We start from the raw sequence: 13,896 nt of genomic DNA, 5'->3' as shown, positions 1-13,896 counted from the left end.
ACGAGCGGCTCCTAGTCGGTGATGGATCGACGGCTCGACCGCAGGTACAGCAGCGCGAACGCGAACGCGATGAGGATGAGCACATTGCTGGTCGCCGCTCCGAGACCGAACTGGAACTGCTGGAACGACTGGAAGTACGACGCGGTCGGCAGCGTCTGCGTCGAGTTCGCCGGCCCGCCACGGGTCAGTCCGAGGACGATGTCGATCGAGCGGAGCGTGTAGATCACTCCCAGCAGGATGACGACCGTCACCGTGGGACGCAGTAAAGGCCAGGTGATCGACCAGAACGTGCGCCACGGCGAGGCCCCGTCGACGGAAGCCGCCTCATAGAGCTCCTCCGGGATGTCCTGCAGACCGCCGTAGAGGATGGCGACGTTGAACGGGATCCCGACCCAGATATTGACGATGATCACCGAGAGGAGGGCGATGCTCGGACTCGAGAGCCACGGGATCCCGGTATCGATGAAGCCGAGCGACTTCAGGACGACGTTGATCGCCCCGGAGTCCTGGTCCATGAGTGAGCGCCAGAGAGCAGTCGAGACGATCACCGGTAGCAACCAGGGCAGCAGCAGGAGCGAGCGCAGGACCGAGCTCAGGGGGAACCGGCGCCGGAAGAAGACCGCGATCGCCAGCCCGAGCGAGAACTGCCCGAGGATGGATCCTCCCGTGAACAGGAAGGTGTGCAGCACGCTCGAGCCGAAGGTCGAGTCGGCGAAGATCGTGCGGTAATTCTCCCAACCCACGAAGGGAGCCTCTCCGGTGTAGAAGCTCGCCGTCGTGTAGTCCTGGAAGCCCATCACGATGTTCTTGACGACGGGAAAGGCGAAGAACAGAGCGATGTAGATCAGGGCCGGGACGACGAAGGCCCAACGGTAGAGCGACTCCCGAGTACGGCTGGCTCGACCGAGCCGCTCGGGGAGCGGGCGGTCGGTCGAGCCGGTCGTCCGGGTGAGGGTGGGTGCCGCGGTCACTTCGCGCTCGCGGCCGAAGCGGCCGCGTCGCTCAGGGCCTGATCGACGGACGACTGCCCGGTGACCGCCGACTGCACGGCGGTCCAGATGGCGGTGTTGGTCTGCGGCCAGGCGCCCTCGAGGATCGCAGTGCGCGAGCGGCCGTCGCGGACGATGTCGACGTAGGAGCCGAGTGTCGGCAGAGCGGTCAGGTACTGCTCGTCGAGGTCGGGGTTCGCCGGCACGACGCGACGCTGCTCGGCGAGAGACAGCTGGGTGTCGTCCGACATCATGCACGAGAGCAGCTCGCCCGCTGCGGCCTCGCGTGCGTCGTCACCCGACAGCGGAAGAGTCCAGACCTCGCCGCCCAGTGGGGCGATCGCCGTGTCGCCCACCTCCGGAACGGGGATGGCCGAGATCGTGTAGTTCACGTCGGGATCGGCGTCGAGCTTCGACATCTGGGTGGCACTCGTGATCGCCATCGCCGCCTTGCCGGTCAGGAACTGGTCTCCAACGTCGCTGTTGCCCCACTGCACGGAGGACTGCGAGGCGGACCCGGAGGAGACAAGGTCGACTTCTAGCTGCAGGGCCGCCTTCGCCGCATCACTGTCGAGCTCGTCCTCTGAGCCGCCCGCCGACCACAGGAGGGGCAGGTAGGCGTAGGTGCCCTGGCCATCGTTCTTCGCGCTGAACGCGAGCCCGTACTGGTCCCCCGAGGTGAGGGCTGCTGCGGTCGACTTCAGCTCCTCCCAGGTGGTAGGTGCCGACAGGCCCGCTTCCGCAAGCAGGTCGTCGTTGGTGAAGAGGACGATGGTGCCGACGGTGGGCGCGAGCCCGTAGACCTCGTTGTCGACGGTGCCGAGGCTGAGGACGCTTTCTCCGACATTGTCGATGGGAACGTCGCGATCGGCGACAGGGCTGAGCGCGCCGCTGTCCGCAATCGCCGGAAGATCCTGAGCGTCGATCATCTGCACATCGGGAAGCGTGCGCGAGCTCGACTGTTGCAGGATCTTGCTCAGGTAATCGCTCGAGGGCACCGCCTCCCGTTCGATCGTCACGCCGATCGACGCGCCGCAGGAATCGAGGGCGTCACCGATGATCGAGCGAGCCGGTTCATCGGTGTAGTAGTCGGCGACACGGAGGCTTGTAACGGCGCCGCTGGACGAAGCCGGCGAACCTCCTCCGCTCGAGCAGGCGGACAGTGCGGCGACCGTCGTGAGGGCGGTGGCGAGGACGATGATGCGCCGACCGTTGCTTCGGGCTGTGTAGGTCATGACTTCTCTCCATCGAGACGCAGGTGGAGCAACCCCGATCGGGCGGCTCACTGACGCATTCACGCTAATGGGTGAGACGTATGACGTCAAACGTCAGCGCACGGTCATGACAGCGCAGCTCTTCACCGAGGACGGCGCCTCGCCCAGGCAGCCTCGATGTGGGACCGCATTGCCTCCTCAGCTGCTGCCGCGTCCCTGGCGACCACCGCGTCGAAAACGCTGCGGTGCTCGTCAAGGGTGATGGGGAGGTTGCCACCGGGGGAGGTCCCCCTGAAGAGCCGGCTGTCCCGTGCGCGCTGGAAGAGGATGCGCGTGATGCTGTCGGCAAGAGTGTTCCGGGACGCCGCCATGACGATCAGGTGAAACTCGGCGTCAGCGTTATTGAATGCAGTCTCGTTGTCGAGAGCCGATTCCATGCGTCCGAGGGCGACACCAAGCGCAGCGAGCTCGTCGTCGGTACGCAGACGCGCCGTCAGCCCGGCCATCGACGCCTCAAGGGAGGCTCGAACGACGGCGAGATCGTCGAGGACGCTGAGGGACTCGTCGTTCTCGACCATCGCCGAAAGGACGATCGGGTCGAGGACGTTCCAGGAGCTCGCCGGCCGGACGAGAGTGCCGCGTCCCTGCTCGATCGCAACGAGCCCCTTTTCCTCGATGCGCTTCACCGACTCCCGAATCACGGTGCGACTGACACCAAAAGTTCGGCTCAGGACGGATTCAGGAGGCAGCGGCGATCCGGGCTCGACCTCTCCCGTGACGATCGCGGTGACGAGATCGCGGACGACCGCAACCCCGAGCCGGGACGCGGGCAGTCGAGTCGCGTTCGCAGCCAGAAGCCCCGGGGAGCCGTCGTTCGCCAGGTTTGTCATCTCACCATTTTAGGGATCGAAACGTAGCGTTCGCCGGTAGCAGGGCCCGAACCCTCAAGACATATGATGTATGTTGTTTATTACTCAGGGGCCGCATCGGCGCTGATGACCGTGAGGGAAGATATGAAGATCACCGGCTACCGCCTTCTGACGACCTACCACGACTGGGGCCGCCCGATCGGGGACGTGAACGGCTTCATCGCCTCGGGCATCACGAGCGTGCCGCTGGTCCTCGTCGAGACCGATGTCGGCGTCACCGGTATCGGGATGGGCTCGCACCAGGACATCGACAAGCTCTTTCCTGCGCTCGAGGGTCAAGATCCTCGCGCCGTCTCGAGCCTCTACGACCGCATGCTCGCTCGCGTGTTCAAGGCCGGCCACGCGGGCGCAACCTTCGGCGGCATCGGCACCCTCGACACGGCACTGTGGGACATCAAGGCCAAGCTTGCGGGCGAGCCGCTCTGGCGGTTGCTCGGCGGCTCCGACCGCTTCGTGGCGGGCTACGCGTCGGCTCTCGACATCGCTCTCAGCGACGACCAGCTCGCGTCGTTCTACTGCGACGCCGTCGACCGCGGCTACGCCAGCGGCAAGCTCAAGGGCGGTCGCGACTTCGACGCGGACCTGCGCCGCCTGCGCATCATGGAGGATGCGCTTCAGCGCAACTCTCCGGAGCCCGGCCTCATGCTCGATGCGAACGAGTCGTGGAACGTGAAGCAGGCGGTGAGGTACGTCTCACGATTGGAGGAGCAGCTCGATCTCACCTGGATCGAGGAGCCGATCCGCCGCTGGGATGCCGTGGGGCATGCCCGACTGTCGTCCTCCGTCCGCGCCGCTGTCGCCACGGGCGAGAACCTCACTGGACTCGAGCAGTACCGCCCTCTTCTTGACGCGAAGGGCGTGGACATCGTGCAAGCGGCGAGCGTCTGGGGCGTCACCCACTTCCTCCGAGTCGCGGTCGCCGCACACAGCCGTGACCTGCCGGTCAGTCCTATCGGGCTCAGCGCGAACGCCATCGTGGCGAACGCCGCCGCCGCCGTGCCCAACCACCTCACCGCTGAAGTGCAAGACTTCGGCCAGCCGTTCGGCGTCTCCATCGACCAGCAGTTCATCGACGGAGGCATCGTGCTCGGCGACCGACCCGGTGCCGGCCTCGAGATCGACGAAGCCGCGATCGTCGCAGACCAGCGCTCCGCGACCTGGCTGACGGCGGCGGGTCCTCATGTGCGGTCGCCCAGGGCCGGACTCCAGCTCGCTCCCTGAACCCCCGACCTGCGTGGAAGTGGCACAACGAGGAGGGGCTTGCGGCCGCCGAGCTGACATAATGTGCATTATCGGATATCGCCCGCAAGCGCAGTAGCGGTCAGACCGACGGCCCGAGCCCTGCCTGCAGCCGCAGTCCGTCGAGCAGCAGGTCGAGCCCCGAGCGGAAGACGTCGAGGTCGTCGTGCGTCGCCATCTCGTCCGCGACCTGGTGCGCGAACGGGAACTCCTCGGGGTCGAGCGCACGCCAGCGGTCGGCGAACTGCGCCAGGAACTCCATGCGATCGAGTCCGCTGTCGAGGAACTCCTTGGGCGGCGGCTGCGCGAGGTCGATCGCGACACCGACCACGTAGCTCACGATCGACGACGCCGCGTGGAAGCGCTGCCGCGGCGTCAGCTCCAGCCGCATCAGCTGCTGGCCGATCCGCTCGTGCATCGCCATCGAGTTCGGCTGCAGGCCGTTGTTGCGGAGCATGAACTGGCCGAACCACGGCCGTCGGACGAACTCGTCGAACAGCGCCAGGGCCAGGGCGCGCAGATTCGCCACCGGATCGGGTCCGTGCGTGAGCGGCTCGCTCTCCTCGAGGACCCGGCCCATCACCTCCTCGGTCGCCAGGTCGAGCAGCTCGTCGCGGCTCGAGACGTACCAGTAGATGCTCGCGACTCCCCCGCCGAGCCGCGCCGCCAGCGCCCGGAAGGTCAGCGCCGGCTCCCCCGAATCGTCGAGGATCGCGATCGCCTCGGCCAGCACCGCGTCGAGCGAGTGCGACGCCCGCTGGCGACCCCGCGGCCGGGCGGTCGCCGCGGCGGTGCGCGCGGGCTTCTCGGATCGATCTGCAGGCATGTGTTGCATCTTATCGAACATGGTTCTATGTTGTCGAACGCCGTCCGATACTCGTACGGCGTTCGATTGAGAGGTCCGCCATGAGCACGATCGCCGTCACCCCCGCCACGCCCCCCGCCCACACCTCGCTGCGCTCCGCCGCACTCCCCCTGGCCGCGCTCTGCCTGGCCTTCTTCGTCGAGATGGTCGACAACACGCTGCTCTCCATCGCCCTGCCCACCATCGGCCGATCGCTCGACAGCGGCACGGCCGGGCTGCAGTGGGTGACGGGCGCCTACTCCCTCACCTTCGGCGGACTGCTGCTGATCGCCGGCTCGGCCGCCGACCGCTTCGGCCGCCGCCGCGTGCTGCTGAGCGGCCTCGCGGCCTTCGGCCTGATCAGCCTCGCCGTCGTCCTCGTGAGCGACATCGGCCAGCTCATCGTCCTGCGGGCGCTGCTCGGAGGCGCCGCGGCGGCCATGGCGCCGGTCACGATGTCGCTGATCTTCCGCCTCTTCGACGACGCGAAGCTGCGCATGCGCTCGATCACGATCGTGATGATCGTCGGCATGTCCGGATTCGTCCTCGGCCCGATCCTGGGCGGCTCGGTCCTCAGCCACCTCAGCTGGCAGTGGCTCCTGATCGTCAACGCGCCGATCGCGCTCCTCGCCTGGATCGGCGTCCGGTTCGGCGTGCAGGCCGACCGGCGCGCCGACCTCACCTCCGAGCGGCTCGACCTCCCCGGCGCCGCCCTCACCGTCGCGGCCATCGGGCTCGGCTGCTACACCCTCACCAGCGGCGTGCAGGAGGGCTGGCTCTCGCTCGCCACCCTCGCCTGCGCCGTCGGCACGGTCGCCGCGATCGTCGGCTTCGTCCTCCGGGAGCGGCGCGCGGCCTCGCCGATGATCGACCTCGCGCTCTTCCGCACCGGCCCCGTGCGAGGCGCGGCCCTCACGCAGCTGGCCGCCTCGATCGCCTTCGCCAGCGTCCTCTTCGGCCTGATCCTGCACTTCCAGTACGCGTACGGCTGGAGCCCGATGCAGGCCGGGATCGCGAACCTGCCGATCATCGTCACCATGATCGCCGCGACGCCGATCGCCGAGCGGCTCGCCTCCCGGCTCGGCCACCGCCTCGCCTGCCTCGTCGGCACCGGGCTGCTCGTCGGCTCGCTGCTCGGCATGACCTGGGCCGTCGACCACGGCTACCTCGCGATCGCCGCGATGATGGTGCTCCTCACGATCGGCCTGCGGACGATCATGACCATCTGCGCGGTCGCCCTCATCGAGGCGATGGACGAGAACCGCACCTCGATCGGCGCCGCCCTCAACGACACCTCGCAGGAGGTCGGCACCAGCATCGGCACGGCCGTCGTCGGCACCCTGATCGCCGCCCTGGTCACGAAGACGCTGCCGTCGGGCGCGTGGAGCTCCGACCTCGTGCAGTCCTTCTTCGCCGGCGAGCGGATCGTCTACCTCGCCGTCGCGGTCCTCGTCGGCGCGATCGCGACGATCGGCTCGCTCTCCCTCACCGACTCGCGGGTCACGGAGGAGCCGGCGCCGGACGAGGGCGCCCGCGCCGCGCAGTGACGCCGGCGGCCGGGACCGCGCCCGGTCGTTCCTCCGACCACGGCCGGCCGCCACTCCCCCATCCGCCATCCCGCTCGCTCCTCGGCGGTCGAGACGATCATGCGCCGCCGGGTCCCGCGGCGATACCCTCGCGGCATGACCTTCGCGAACGTCGGCACCCTGGGGGCCGCACCCGGCAAGCGCGACGAGCTCGTCGCCGTCCTGACCGAGCACAACGCGGGCCTGGTCGACGCCGGCTGTCTGCTCTACGAGGTCGGGGTCGACGACGAGCAGCCCGACACCGTCTTCGTCGTCGAGCTGTGGGAGAGCGCCGAGGCGCACAGGGCCTCCCTCGCACTCCCGCAGGTCCAGGCCGCGATCGCCACAGCGCGCCCGCTGCTCAGCGGCGCCTTCGGCGGCTTCCGCTTCGACGTCGCAGGCTCTCCGCTCCGGAGCTGACCTGCGATCCCCTGCGGGAACCCTCGCGAGGAGACTCGGACCCTGCGCCGCCACGGCCTCAACGCGTTCGGGTCGATGAACGTTCGACTGCCGGGACGGCGGCGGAGTTCCTCGTGTCGGACCCAGGGAACCGACCGAACCGCTCCCCGCCCTCGGCGCCCCGGCCACCCGTGCGCTCGAGGACGCGGGCGTGCGCGACCTCGACGACGTGCGGCGTGTGGGACTCGACCACCTCGCCACCCGCCACGGAGTGGGAACCAAGGCGCTCCGGGCCGGCTCCCCCGGCGCACCCGTCGTCGCCACCGGCACCCGCCTGAGACGGCGATCGCGCGGCACTCCGCGATCGCCGCCCGGAGGCCGACGGCGCCGAGGCCGAGCGGCGAGACGGCCTGCGCGAGGGTCTCGCGACCTTCCCGCCTCAGGGTCGACGGCGCGAGCCGAATCGACACCCGGCCCGAAGAATTTTCGGCCGGCCCTCGAGCGGTGCGGATTCTCGAGGGTCAGCGGCCGCCCCGCATGCCGCCACCTCCGGCGGCAGCCGTGCCCGCGGTGACGGTGGCGAGGGTCGTGCCGTCGGCGGTCAGGGTGTAGCTCTCGCCCGAGGTGATCTCCGAGCCGGCGGAGACGACGCCCGCGATCGTCTTCGACGTCGTGAACGTCGTGACGGTGGTGCCGGCCGCGTCGGTGATCGTCACCTCGGAGCCCGCCGGGAGGGTGCTGCTGAGGGCGGCGGAGATCCAGCCCTGGGTCGAGGACGCGTCGGGCGAGACCATCATCCCGGCGCTGCCGGTGGCGAGCACCTCTCCGCCGGTGACGACGAGGGTGCCGTTGACGTCGAGAGCGCCGTTGCCGCTCTGCTCGGGGCCGTTCACGACGAGGCTGCCGCCGCTGATCGTCGCACTGCCGTTGGAGTCGAAGCCGTCTCCCTCGGCGTCGATGGTGACGGTGCCGCCGCTGAGAGTGATCACGGAGCCGTCGTCGCCCTCGCCGCCGCCCATGCCGCCGCCGGTGGTTCCGGTCGCGACGCCGTCGGAATCGGTGCCCGTTCCGCCGGAGGCGTTCAGGCCGTCGTCGCTGGAGACGACGGAGACGTCGCCGTCGGTGATCCGGATGTCGGCGCTCTCGATCCCCTCGACCGAGTCGGTCACGACGATGTCCGCGCCGTCGAGGAGCAGGGCCGAGTCGGCGTGGACGCCGTCGTCGCCCGTGGCGAGCGTCAGGGTCCCCGCGGTGGTGTGCACCCAGGTGTCGGAGTGCACGGCGTCGTCGGCGGAGTCGATGGTCACGTCGCCGCCCTCGAGGTCGACGACGATCCCGGCCTTGAGCCCCTTGGCGGAGGCGTCGGTCGCGAGCTGCGCGCCGCTCCCCCCGCCCGCGGTGAGGTCGAGGTCTCCCCCGGTGACGACGATGTCCGTGACCGCGACCACGGCGTCGCCCTGCGCGTCGACGGTGATGTCGCCGCCGGTGATCGAGACGAAGCCCGCGGTGGCGTCCTCCTCGTTGTCGGAGGTGAGTCCGTCGCCGCCGGCGGTGACGGCGAGGGTGCCGCCCCGGACGACGAGGTAGTCCTTGCCGCGGATGCCGTCGTCGGCGGCGTCGACGGTGATGGTGCCGGAGAGGATGACGAGGCCGTCCTTGCCGGTGATGCCGTCGTTGCCGTTGCCGTGCACCTCGAGCGAGCCCTCGCCCGTGAGGGTGAGATCGGCGGCGCTGTAGAGCGCGGCGTTCGACTCCGCGTCCTCGGCGTAGGAGGCGGTGTCGCTGAGGGTGCTCGTCGACCCGGTGGCGAGGTCGACGACGACGTCGGAGGCGGCGGTGACCGTGATCGCGGAACCGGTGGAGCTCGTGATGTCGACGCCGTCGAGCACGAGCCGCACCGTTCCCTCGGCGGTGGTGTCCACCACGACCTGCCCGTCGGCGAGGGTGCCGCTGAGGACGTAGGTGCCGGCGTCGGTGATGGTGACGGTGGAGCCGTCCACGCGCACGGCGTCCCCGTCCGCCGCGGCGCTGTCGCCGGAGAGGGTGATGCTCGTCGAGGCGGCGTCGGCGGCCTGGTCGGTGGCGTGCACCGCGGTGTTCGCCGCGAGGATCTGCGTGGCGGTGGAGTCGAGGGTGGTGCCGACGGCCTCGACGGTGGTGCCCGCGTCCGCGTCGTCGGTGCTCGTGTCGTCGGTGCTCGTGTCGGCGGTGCTCGTGTCGGCCGGGGCGGTGGAGCTCGAGTCGGTCGTGGTGCCGAAGGCGGAGCCGGCGACCTCGGCGGCGGTGCAGCCGGTGAGGAGAGCGCCGGTGAGACTCAGGACGGCGAGGACGGACAGCGGGCGGGAGCGGTTGTGCATGGTGGTCCTATCGGGGAGAGACGACTCGGGCGGGGGCCCGGTCGAAATGACGGTCGAGGGTGCGGGTCCACTTGTTGGCGGGGAGCTCGGAGCGGAACGCGGCCATCCCGGTCCCGTACTTCGAGAGAGAGACGGGGCGGTGGCCTTCGGCCCAGAGCGCGCGGTCGACCTCGGACGGGCGGGAGGCCGACTTGGTCTCGACGACGACCACGGCCGGTCGGTCCAGCACTCGGGCCGGCGCACTGCGCAGCCGCCAGACGAGGCGGGTGTCGATCGTGGCTCGGGTGGCGGATCCGGGGAGGAGGAGCGTCGTCCGGGCGTACTCGGTGGACAGCACCGGGGCGAGTTCTCGGGAGTCCAGGGCGATGCCGGTCGCAGCGAGGGTCTCGTCGATGTAGGCGAGACCCTCCGCGGTGAGCTCGTCACGCCGGCCTGCCGGGTGGTCGATCCGCTCCTTGACGGTGCTGCTGCGGGATCCGCGCGTCTTCACCTCGAGGTAGCTGGTCGCGGAGTCGAGGTAGGTGCGGGTGCGGATCTTGAAGCGCCGCCTCCGGCCGCGCACGGCGAGGTGGTAGCTGTCCAGCTGCGGAGTGTCGAAGTAGACCGACTCGTAGTCGCAGTCGCGGCGTCCGTCGATCTCGAGCACCCGCGTGCGGTCGTCCAGTCGGGAGAGCACGGCGTCCAGGCCGCCCGCGGGGATGAGGTACTTGCGGTCGATGCGGGTCTGGAGGGACGCCTGGTCGACGAGCTCGGGGAGGCTGATCGGGGCGAACGACTGCAGACGCGACGTCGTCACGGCGGTCATCGCGAGGCCGGGACGCCGACGGCGGAGGTGACCGGGGCGAGCACGTCGTGCTGCCCGCCGCGGGAGCGTCGCTCCGCGACGTCGAAGCGGACGTCGGCCTGCGTGGTGTCGTTGACGAGATCCAGCTGACGGACCTGCACCGACCGGATGCGGCCGCCGAGCAGCGCGGCCAGGTGCTCGGTCAGGGCGACCTCGTCGGTGAAGGCGCTGTCCAGGGTGATCGTCTGCTGACGAGTGCGCGGGAACAGCCGCGGGTGGTCGGCGATGAACAGGACCGCGATGATCAGCGCGATCAGACCGACCGTCAGCGCGGACGGCGCGGTGCCCAGGCCGCTGATGAGGCCGATGGCGAGAGCGGAGAAGTAGTAGGCGACCTCGTGCTGCTCGATCTCGTCCGAGCGCAGCCGGATGATCGAGAGGACTCCGAACAGTCCCAGCCCGAGTCCCGCGCCGACGGTGCTGGAGGCGAGGACGAGCGAGACCGCGAGGACGCCGACGTTCACGCCGAGGAACGCGGCGACGAGGTCCCTCCGGCGGTGGCGCGGGAAGTAGATCCCGAAGGTCAGCAGGGCGATGGCGACGATGTCGATGGCGATGGTGGCGAGGGCGAGCACAGGAACTCCAGTGGACGGGGCCGACAGGTGGCCGACGAGCGAAGGAGTCCAGTCAGCCGGTCGTCCCTATGCGCCTCCGATGCGCTGCCTATGACGCGCAGATGGGTCCCGGATCGGCGTCCGGACGTCGCTCTCCTCCAGCTCTCCCGGACGCCCACGCGGCACCATCGCCATCGCCGCGACTCACGCCGGCCCGGCCCGCCCTCGAGCTGTGCCGCTTCGAAGCCGGCACGCCCAGCGCCTAGGCTCACGGAGCGGCGAGTATCGAGGGTGCCCAGGCGTCCCTCCTCGCCCGGGATGTTCGAGAGGGGATCGCGACACGATGGGACTGTTCTCCCGGCGCCGGCCCATGAGCGGCGCGGCGGATGCGGTGGCCGTGATCGCCGACCCGGCCACGGGGCGGGCGCGGGTCGGTGCCGACGCCGTGCCGATCCTCCCGCTGGTGCTGGACGACCGCGCCGTGGCGGCGGTGCTCGCCCGGTCGGTCCTCTCCGACGCTCCGATCCTGGTGCCGCATGCGTCCGGGCTGACCGTCGCCCCTGTCCTCGACCGGGACGGGGCGTGGGAGTACGTGACGGCGTCGACGGCGGCACGACTCGGACACACCTCGGAGTCGCTCGCCGAGGAGGCGCTCGCCTGGCTGGCGCGCATCGACCCGATCGTGTCCGGCGGCGACGGGCGATTCCTCCTCGAGACACCGCCCGGCAGCGAGGAGCTCGCGGCATCCTTCATCCTGAGGGCGGGGTTCCTGCACGCGCTGTTCGACGAGTTCGTCCCCGGCGAACCGGTGGTCGCGATCGGTCAGCGGGTGTCGATGCACGTCTGCGGCACGGAGGACTCCGACGCGGTGGCGGGCCTGCACGAGCTCGCCCGAGCCCTCTACGACGGCGGCGATGCGGCCCCGGTCAGTCCCACCCTCTACCGCCTCGGTGCTGACGGGTCGGCCACCCCCCTCTGACGCCTCATCGCCCGCCCTGCTGAAACGGACGGGTGCCGGCGCTCTCGAGCGCGGCATGCTCTCCACGGCCACAACCGGGCGCACGAACCCGCCTCCGCACGATGAGCGAGGAGCCGAAGCGAGCCGACCCGAACACGGCAGCAACGCTCTGGGACGCCGAGGCCGAAGACGACGTCGCCGACCTCGGTGCCGGTCACGTCGGCGCCGACCTCGTCGACGACGCCGACGGCGTCGCGGCCCGGGACGGCGGGCAGGTCGAGCGGCAGGAACTCGGGCGGCTCGACGTCAGCGCAGCACGGCGCTCTCTGCGTTGTAGAGGGCCTTCACCTCGCCGGCGGTCAGCGCCCGATTCCAGACGCGCACCTTCGCGACGGTGCCGCGGGCGAAATTGCCGGCCTTGCCCGTGAGCTGGACGCCTCCGACCGTGAAGTCGCCCGCGATCGGATTCAGCCCGTGCGGAAACAGATAGGGGTTCTTCGCGTACGTGTTCCCGAGCGAGTCCGTGTACCTCGGGTACGCGGTCGCGACGCCGTCGAGGTACGAGATCGCCTGCGCGCCGTCGTAGGTGCCGACATGCAGCTGCCAGACGGAGCGCGTCATCTTCGCGCCCGAGGCGGAGTAATCGCGGGAGTAGGGGTACCCGGGGGTCGGGCCGCCCGAGCGCGAGACGTGGAAGTTCGCCCGGTCGGCACCGCCGTAGGTCCCGAGGTCGTAGAACAGGCCGTAGGAGCGGCGTGGCTGATTCGCGTCCTCGGTCCACGAGCCGGCGACGAATCCGGTGTCGGTGTCGGTGGCGCGCACCCAGGCGGCCACGGTGACCGTGTTCTTCGACGCGCCGACCGCGAGCCGGCCGGTCGAGGCGGCCGGGAGGCGCAGGTAGCTCGATCCTGTGAGCGAGAGGCCGGTGCCCCACGGAGTCGCGACACGGGTCGCGGCCGTCCGGCCGGCCTGCGCGAGCGGCAGATCGCCGGAGGTGGTGCGGAACGGGGCGGCCGACTCGGTGAAGTCCCACTGGGCGATCGGCGCGGGCACCCCGGCCGGAACGCCGGACGGAGCGGGAGTGGGAGTGGGCACTGTCGTGGGCGTCGGAGTGGGCGCGGTCGTCGGCGTCGCAGTCGGCGTGGCAGTGGCAGTCGCAGTCGGAGTGGGCGTCGGCGTGACCGTGGTCGCGGGCGTCGGGGTCGCCGTCGGAGTCGGCGTCGGAGTCGGCGTTGCGACTCCGGCGTTGCGCACGACGAGGCGCACCCCCGCGCTCGTGCCGGTGTTGCCGGCCGCGTCCCCGGCGCGGGCGGTCACCGTGTAGGTCGCGTCACGCCACGCGCGGGTGTCCGCGGTGAGGGACCAGCGGCCGTCCGAGCGCTGCGCACCGTCGCCGACGCGGGTGCTGCCGGACCAGAACGAGATGGAGGCGACTCCGACGTCGTCCGTCGCCGTCGCGACGAGGGTCGCCGGACCCGACACTGTGCTTCCCGAGGTGGGGGACGTGATCCTGACGACCGGCGTGGTGGCGTCGGCGGCGGCCGCGGGTGGGGCCGCGAGAGGCGCGGCGACGAGGAGGAGGGCGAGGAGTCCGATGCCGAGCAGACGCCCCGGTCGGCGCGCGGTCGACTCGGACGTCGAGGGCCTGCGTCCCGCGGGGTCGGACGTCGCGGTGTCGGGAGGTGTGCTGCTGGGGCTGGTTCGGTGCGTGGTTCGGGGCATGGCGAAGCGGTCCTTCCGTCGTCGAGTGCGAGGACGGAGAGAGAGACGTGCGCGGTCCCTCCGTGGCGCCTCGTCTCCGGTGCTCGCACCCTAGAAGGGCTGCCGAGAGGGACTCCAGCGCCTTGACCTCTCCCGGCGTGGGGCGCTAGCTGTACTGAGCCATGAGGTCGGTCGGTGGCGACGTCCACTGTCGATCAGTGGAGATCTTCCTCGACATCGGCCGAGACGCCGGAAGAACGCACTTCATCAGCGACCGTCGACTTCCGTCCCCTACTCGGGGTG

General features: G+C 70.3%; 12 protein-coding genes and 1 pseudogene. 4 read left to right on the top strand and 9 right to left on the bottom strand.

The window, feature by feature from the left end; translation table 11 throughout:
• Window positions 1-11: 11 nt before the first annotated feature.
• The 3 genes from HQQ82_RS00950 to HQQ82_RS00940 all read right to left on the bottom strand — a co-directional run bounded on the left by HQQ82_RS00950 (window position 12) and on the right by HQQ82_RS00940 (window position 3,093).
• Entirely contained in the window at window positions 12-971 is a 960-nt protein-coding gene (locus HQQ82_RS00950) for a carbohydrate ABC transporter permease (protein ID WP_367947753.1), read from the bottom strand.
• Window positions 968-2,275 (bottom strand): extracellular solute-binding protein, encoded by a 1,308-nt coding sequence (locus HQQ82_RS00945; RefSeq protein WP_173231233.1) that lies wholly within the window; start codon window positions 2,273-2,275, stop codon window positions 968-970. The genes HQQ82_RS00950 and HQQ82_RS00945 overlap by 4 nt, the downstream gene beginning before the upstream one ends.
• 71 nt (window positions 2,276-2,346) lie before the next feature.
• Window positions 2,347-3,093, bottom strand: a complete 747-nt coding sequence (locus HQQ82_RS00940; RefSeq protein WP_173231232.1) for a FadR/GntR family transcriptional regulator — start codon at window positions 3,091-3,093, stop codon at window positions 2,347-2,349.
• 123 nt (window positions 3,094-3,216) lie between these two features.
• Between HQQ82_RS00940 and HQQ82_RS00935 the strand changes: the two genes are divergently transcribed.
• Window positions 3,217-4,353 carry a mandelate racemase/muconate lactonizing enzyme family protein gene (locus HQQ82_RS00935; protein WP_173231231.1) on the top strand — a complete coding sequence of 379 codons (1,137 nt, stop codon included), beginning with the start codon at window positions 3,217-3,219 and terminating at the stop codon, window positions 4,351-4,353.
• A gap of 100 nt (window positions 4,354-4,453) precedes the next feature.
• Here the strand turns inward: HQQ82_RS00935 and HQQ82_RS00930 are convergent, their stop codons facing one another.
• A complete protein-coding gene (locus tag HQQ82_RS00930) occupies window positions 4,454-5,197 on the bottom strand; it encodes a TetR/AcrR family transcriptional regulator (RefSeq protein WP_173231230.1) in 744 nt (247 codons plus the stop codon).
• 80 nt (window positions 5,198-5,277) lie between these two features.
• Between HQQ82_RS00930 and HQQ82_RS00925 the strand changes: the two genes are divergently transcribed.
• Both HQQ82_RS00925 and HQQ82_RS00920 read left to right on the top strand, forming a co-directional pair.
• The gene (locus HQQ82_RS00925; protein WP_173231229.1) at window positions 5,278-6,762 is read left to right on the top strand and encodes an MFS transporter; all 1,485 of its coding nucleotides are present in this window, start codon (window positions 5,278-5,280) and stop codon (window positions 6,760-6,762) included.
• Between the two features lie 135 nt (window positions 6,763-6,897).
• Window positions 6,898-7,200: a putative quinol monooxygenase gene (locus HQQ82_RS00920; RefSeq protein WP_173231228.1), complete on the top strand. Its 303-nt coding sequence runs from the start codon at window positions 6,898-6,900 to the stop codon at window positions 7,198-7,200.
• A gap of 500 nt (window positions 7,201-7,700) precedes the next feature.
• Here the strand turns inward: HQQ82_RS00920 and HQQ82_RS00915 are convergent, their stop codons facing one another.
• The 3 genes from HQQ82_RS00915 to HQQ82_RS00905 are packed head-to-tail and all read right to left on the bottom strand — an operon-like array spanning window position 7,701 to window position 10,955.
• Window positions 7,701-9,536 (bottom strand): carbohydrate-binding domain-containing protein, encoded by a 1,836-nt coding sequence (locus tag HQQ82_RS00915; RefSeq protein WP_173231227.1) that lies wholly within the window; start codon window positions 9,534-9,536, stop codon window positions 7,701-7,703.
• A gap of 7 nt (window positions 9,537-9,543) precedes the next feature.
• The gene (locus HQQ82_RS00910) at window positions 9,544-10,341 is read right to left on the bottom strand and encodes a polyphosphate polymerase domain-containing protein (protein WP_173231226.1); all 798 of its coding nucleotides are present in this window, start codon (window positions 10,339-10,341) and stop codon (window positions 9,544-9,546) included.
• Entirely contained in the window at window positions 10,338-10,955 is a 618-nt protein-coding gene (locus HQQ82_RS00905; RefSeq protein ID WP_173231225.1) for a DUF4956 domain-containing protein, read from the bottom strand. Before HQQ82_RS00905 ends, HQQ82_RS00910 begins: the two co-directional genes overlap by 4 nt.
• Before the next feature lie 322 nt (window positions 10,956-11,277).
• Here HQQ82_RS00905 and HQQ82_RS00900 point away from each other — a divergent pair, with 322 nt between their 5' ends.
• A complete protein-coding gene (locus HQQ82_RS00900) occupies window positions 11,278-11,913 on the top strand; it encodes a hypothetical protein (protein ID WP_173231224.1) in 636 nt (211 codons plus the stop codon).
• A gap of 155 nt (window positions 11,914-12,068) precedes the next feature.
• On the opposite strand, the pseudogene HQQ82_RS20460 reads toward HQQ82_RS00900, so the two are convergent.
• Both HQQ82_RS20460 and HQQ82_RS00890 read right to left on the bottom strand, forming a co-directional pair.
• Window positions 12,069-12,185, bottom strand: a pseudogene (locus HQQ82_RS20460) (alcohol dehydrogenase catalytic domain-containing protein); the annotation flags it as partial.
• 13 nt (window positions 12,186-12,198) lie between these two features.
• Window positions 12,199-13,614, bottom strand: coding sequence for an Ig-like domain-containing protein (locus HQQ82_RS00890; protein WP_173231223.1), 1,416 nt, complete (start codon window positions 13,612-13,614; stop codon window positions 12,199-12,201).
• Window positions 13,615-13,896: the final 282 nt, after the last annotated feature.

The organism is Rathayibacter sp. VKM Ac-2856 (assembly GCF_013205055.1).
Taxonomy (GTDB): Bacteria; Actinomycetota; Actinomycetes; order Actinomycetales; family Microbacteriaceae; genus Rathayibacter.
The sequence above is the reverse complement of the archived record's forward strand: the minus strand, read 5'-3'. Positions and strand labels throughout refer to the sequence as shown.

Bases quoted from the DNA above. Each gene is read 5' to 3' on its own strand.
- HQQ82_RS00940 (WP_173231232.1), bottom strand. From the start codon at position 3,093: ATGACAAACCTGGCGAACGACGGCTCCCCGGGGCTTCTGGCTGCGAAC.
- HQQ82_RS00915 (WP_173231227.1), bottom strand. From the start codon at position 9,536: ATGCACAACCGCTCCCGCCCGCTGTCCGTCCTCGCCGTCCTGAGTCTC.
- HQQ82_RS00935 (WP_173231231.1), top strand. From the start codon at position 3,217: ATGAAGATCACCGGCTACCGCCTTCTGACGACCTACCACGACTGGGGC.
- HQQ82_RS00900 (WP_173231224.1), top strand. From the start codon at position 11,278: ATGGGACTGTTCTCCCGGCGCCGGCCCATGAGCGGCGCGGCGGATGCG.
- HQQ82_RS00920 (WP_173231228.1), top strand. From the start codon at position 6,898: ATGACCTTCGCGAACGTCGGCACCCTGGGGGCCGCACCCGGCAAGCGC.
- HQQ82_RS00930 (WP_173231230.1), bottom strand. From the start codon at position 5,197: ATGCCTGCAGATCGATCCGAGAAGCCCGCGCGCACCGCCGCGGCGACC.
- HQQ82_RS00925 (WP_173231229.1), top strand. From the start codon at position 5,278: ATGAGCACGATCGCCGTCACCCCCGCCACGCCCCCCGCCCACACCTCG.
- HQQ82_RS00890 (WP_173231223.1), bottom strand. From the start codon at position 13,614: ATGCCCCGAACCACGCACCGAACCAGCCCCAGCAGCACACCTCCCGAC.
- HQQ82_RS00910 (WP_173231226.1), bottom strand. From the start codon at position 10,341: ATGACCGCCGTGACGACGTCGCGTCTGCAGTCGTTCGCCCCGATCAGC.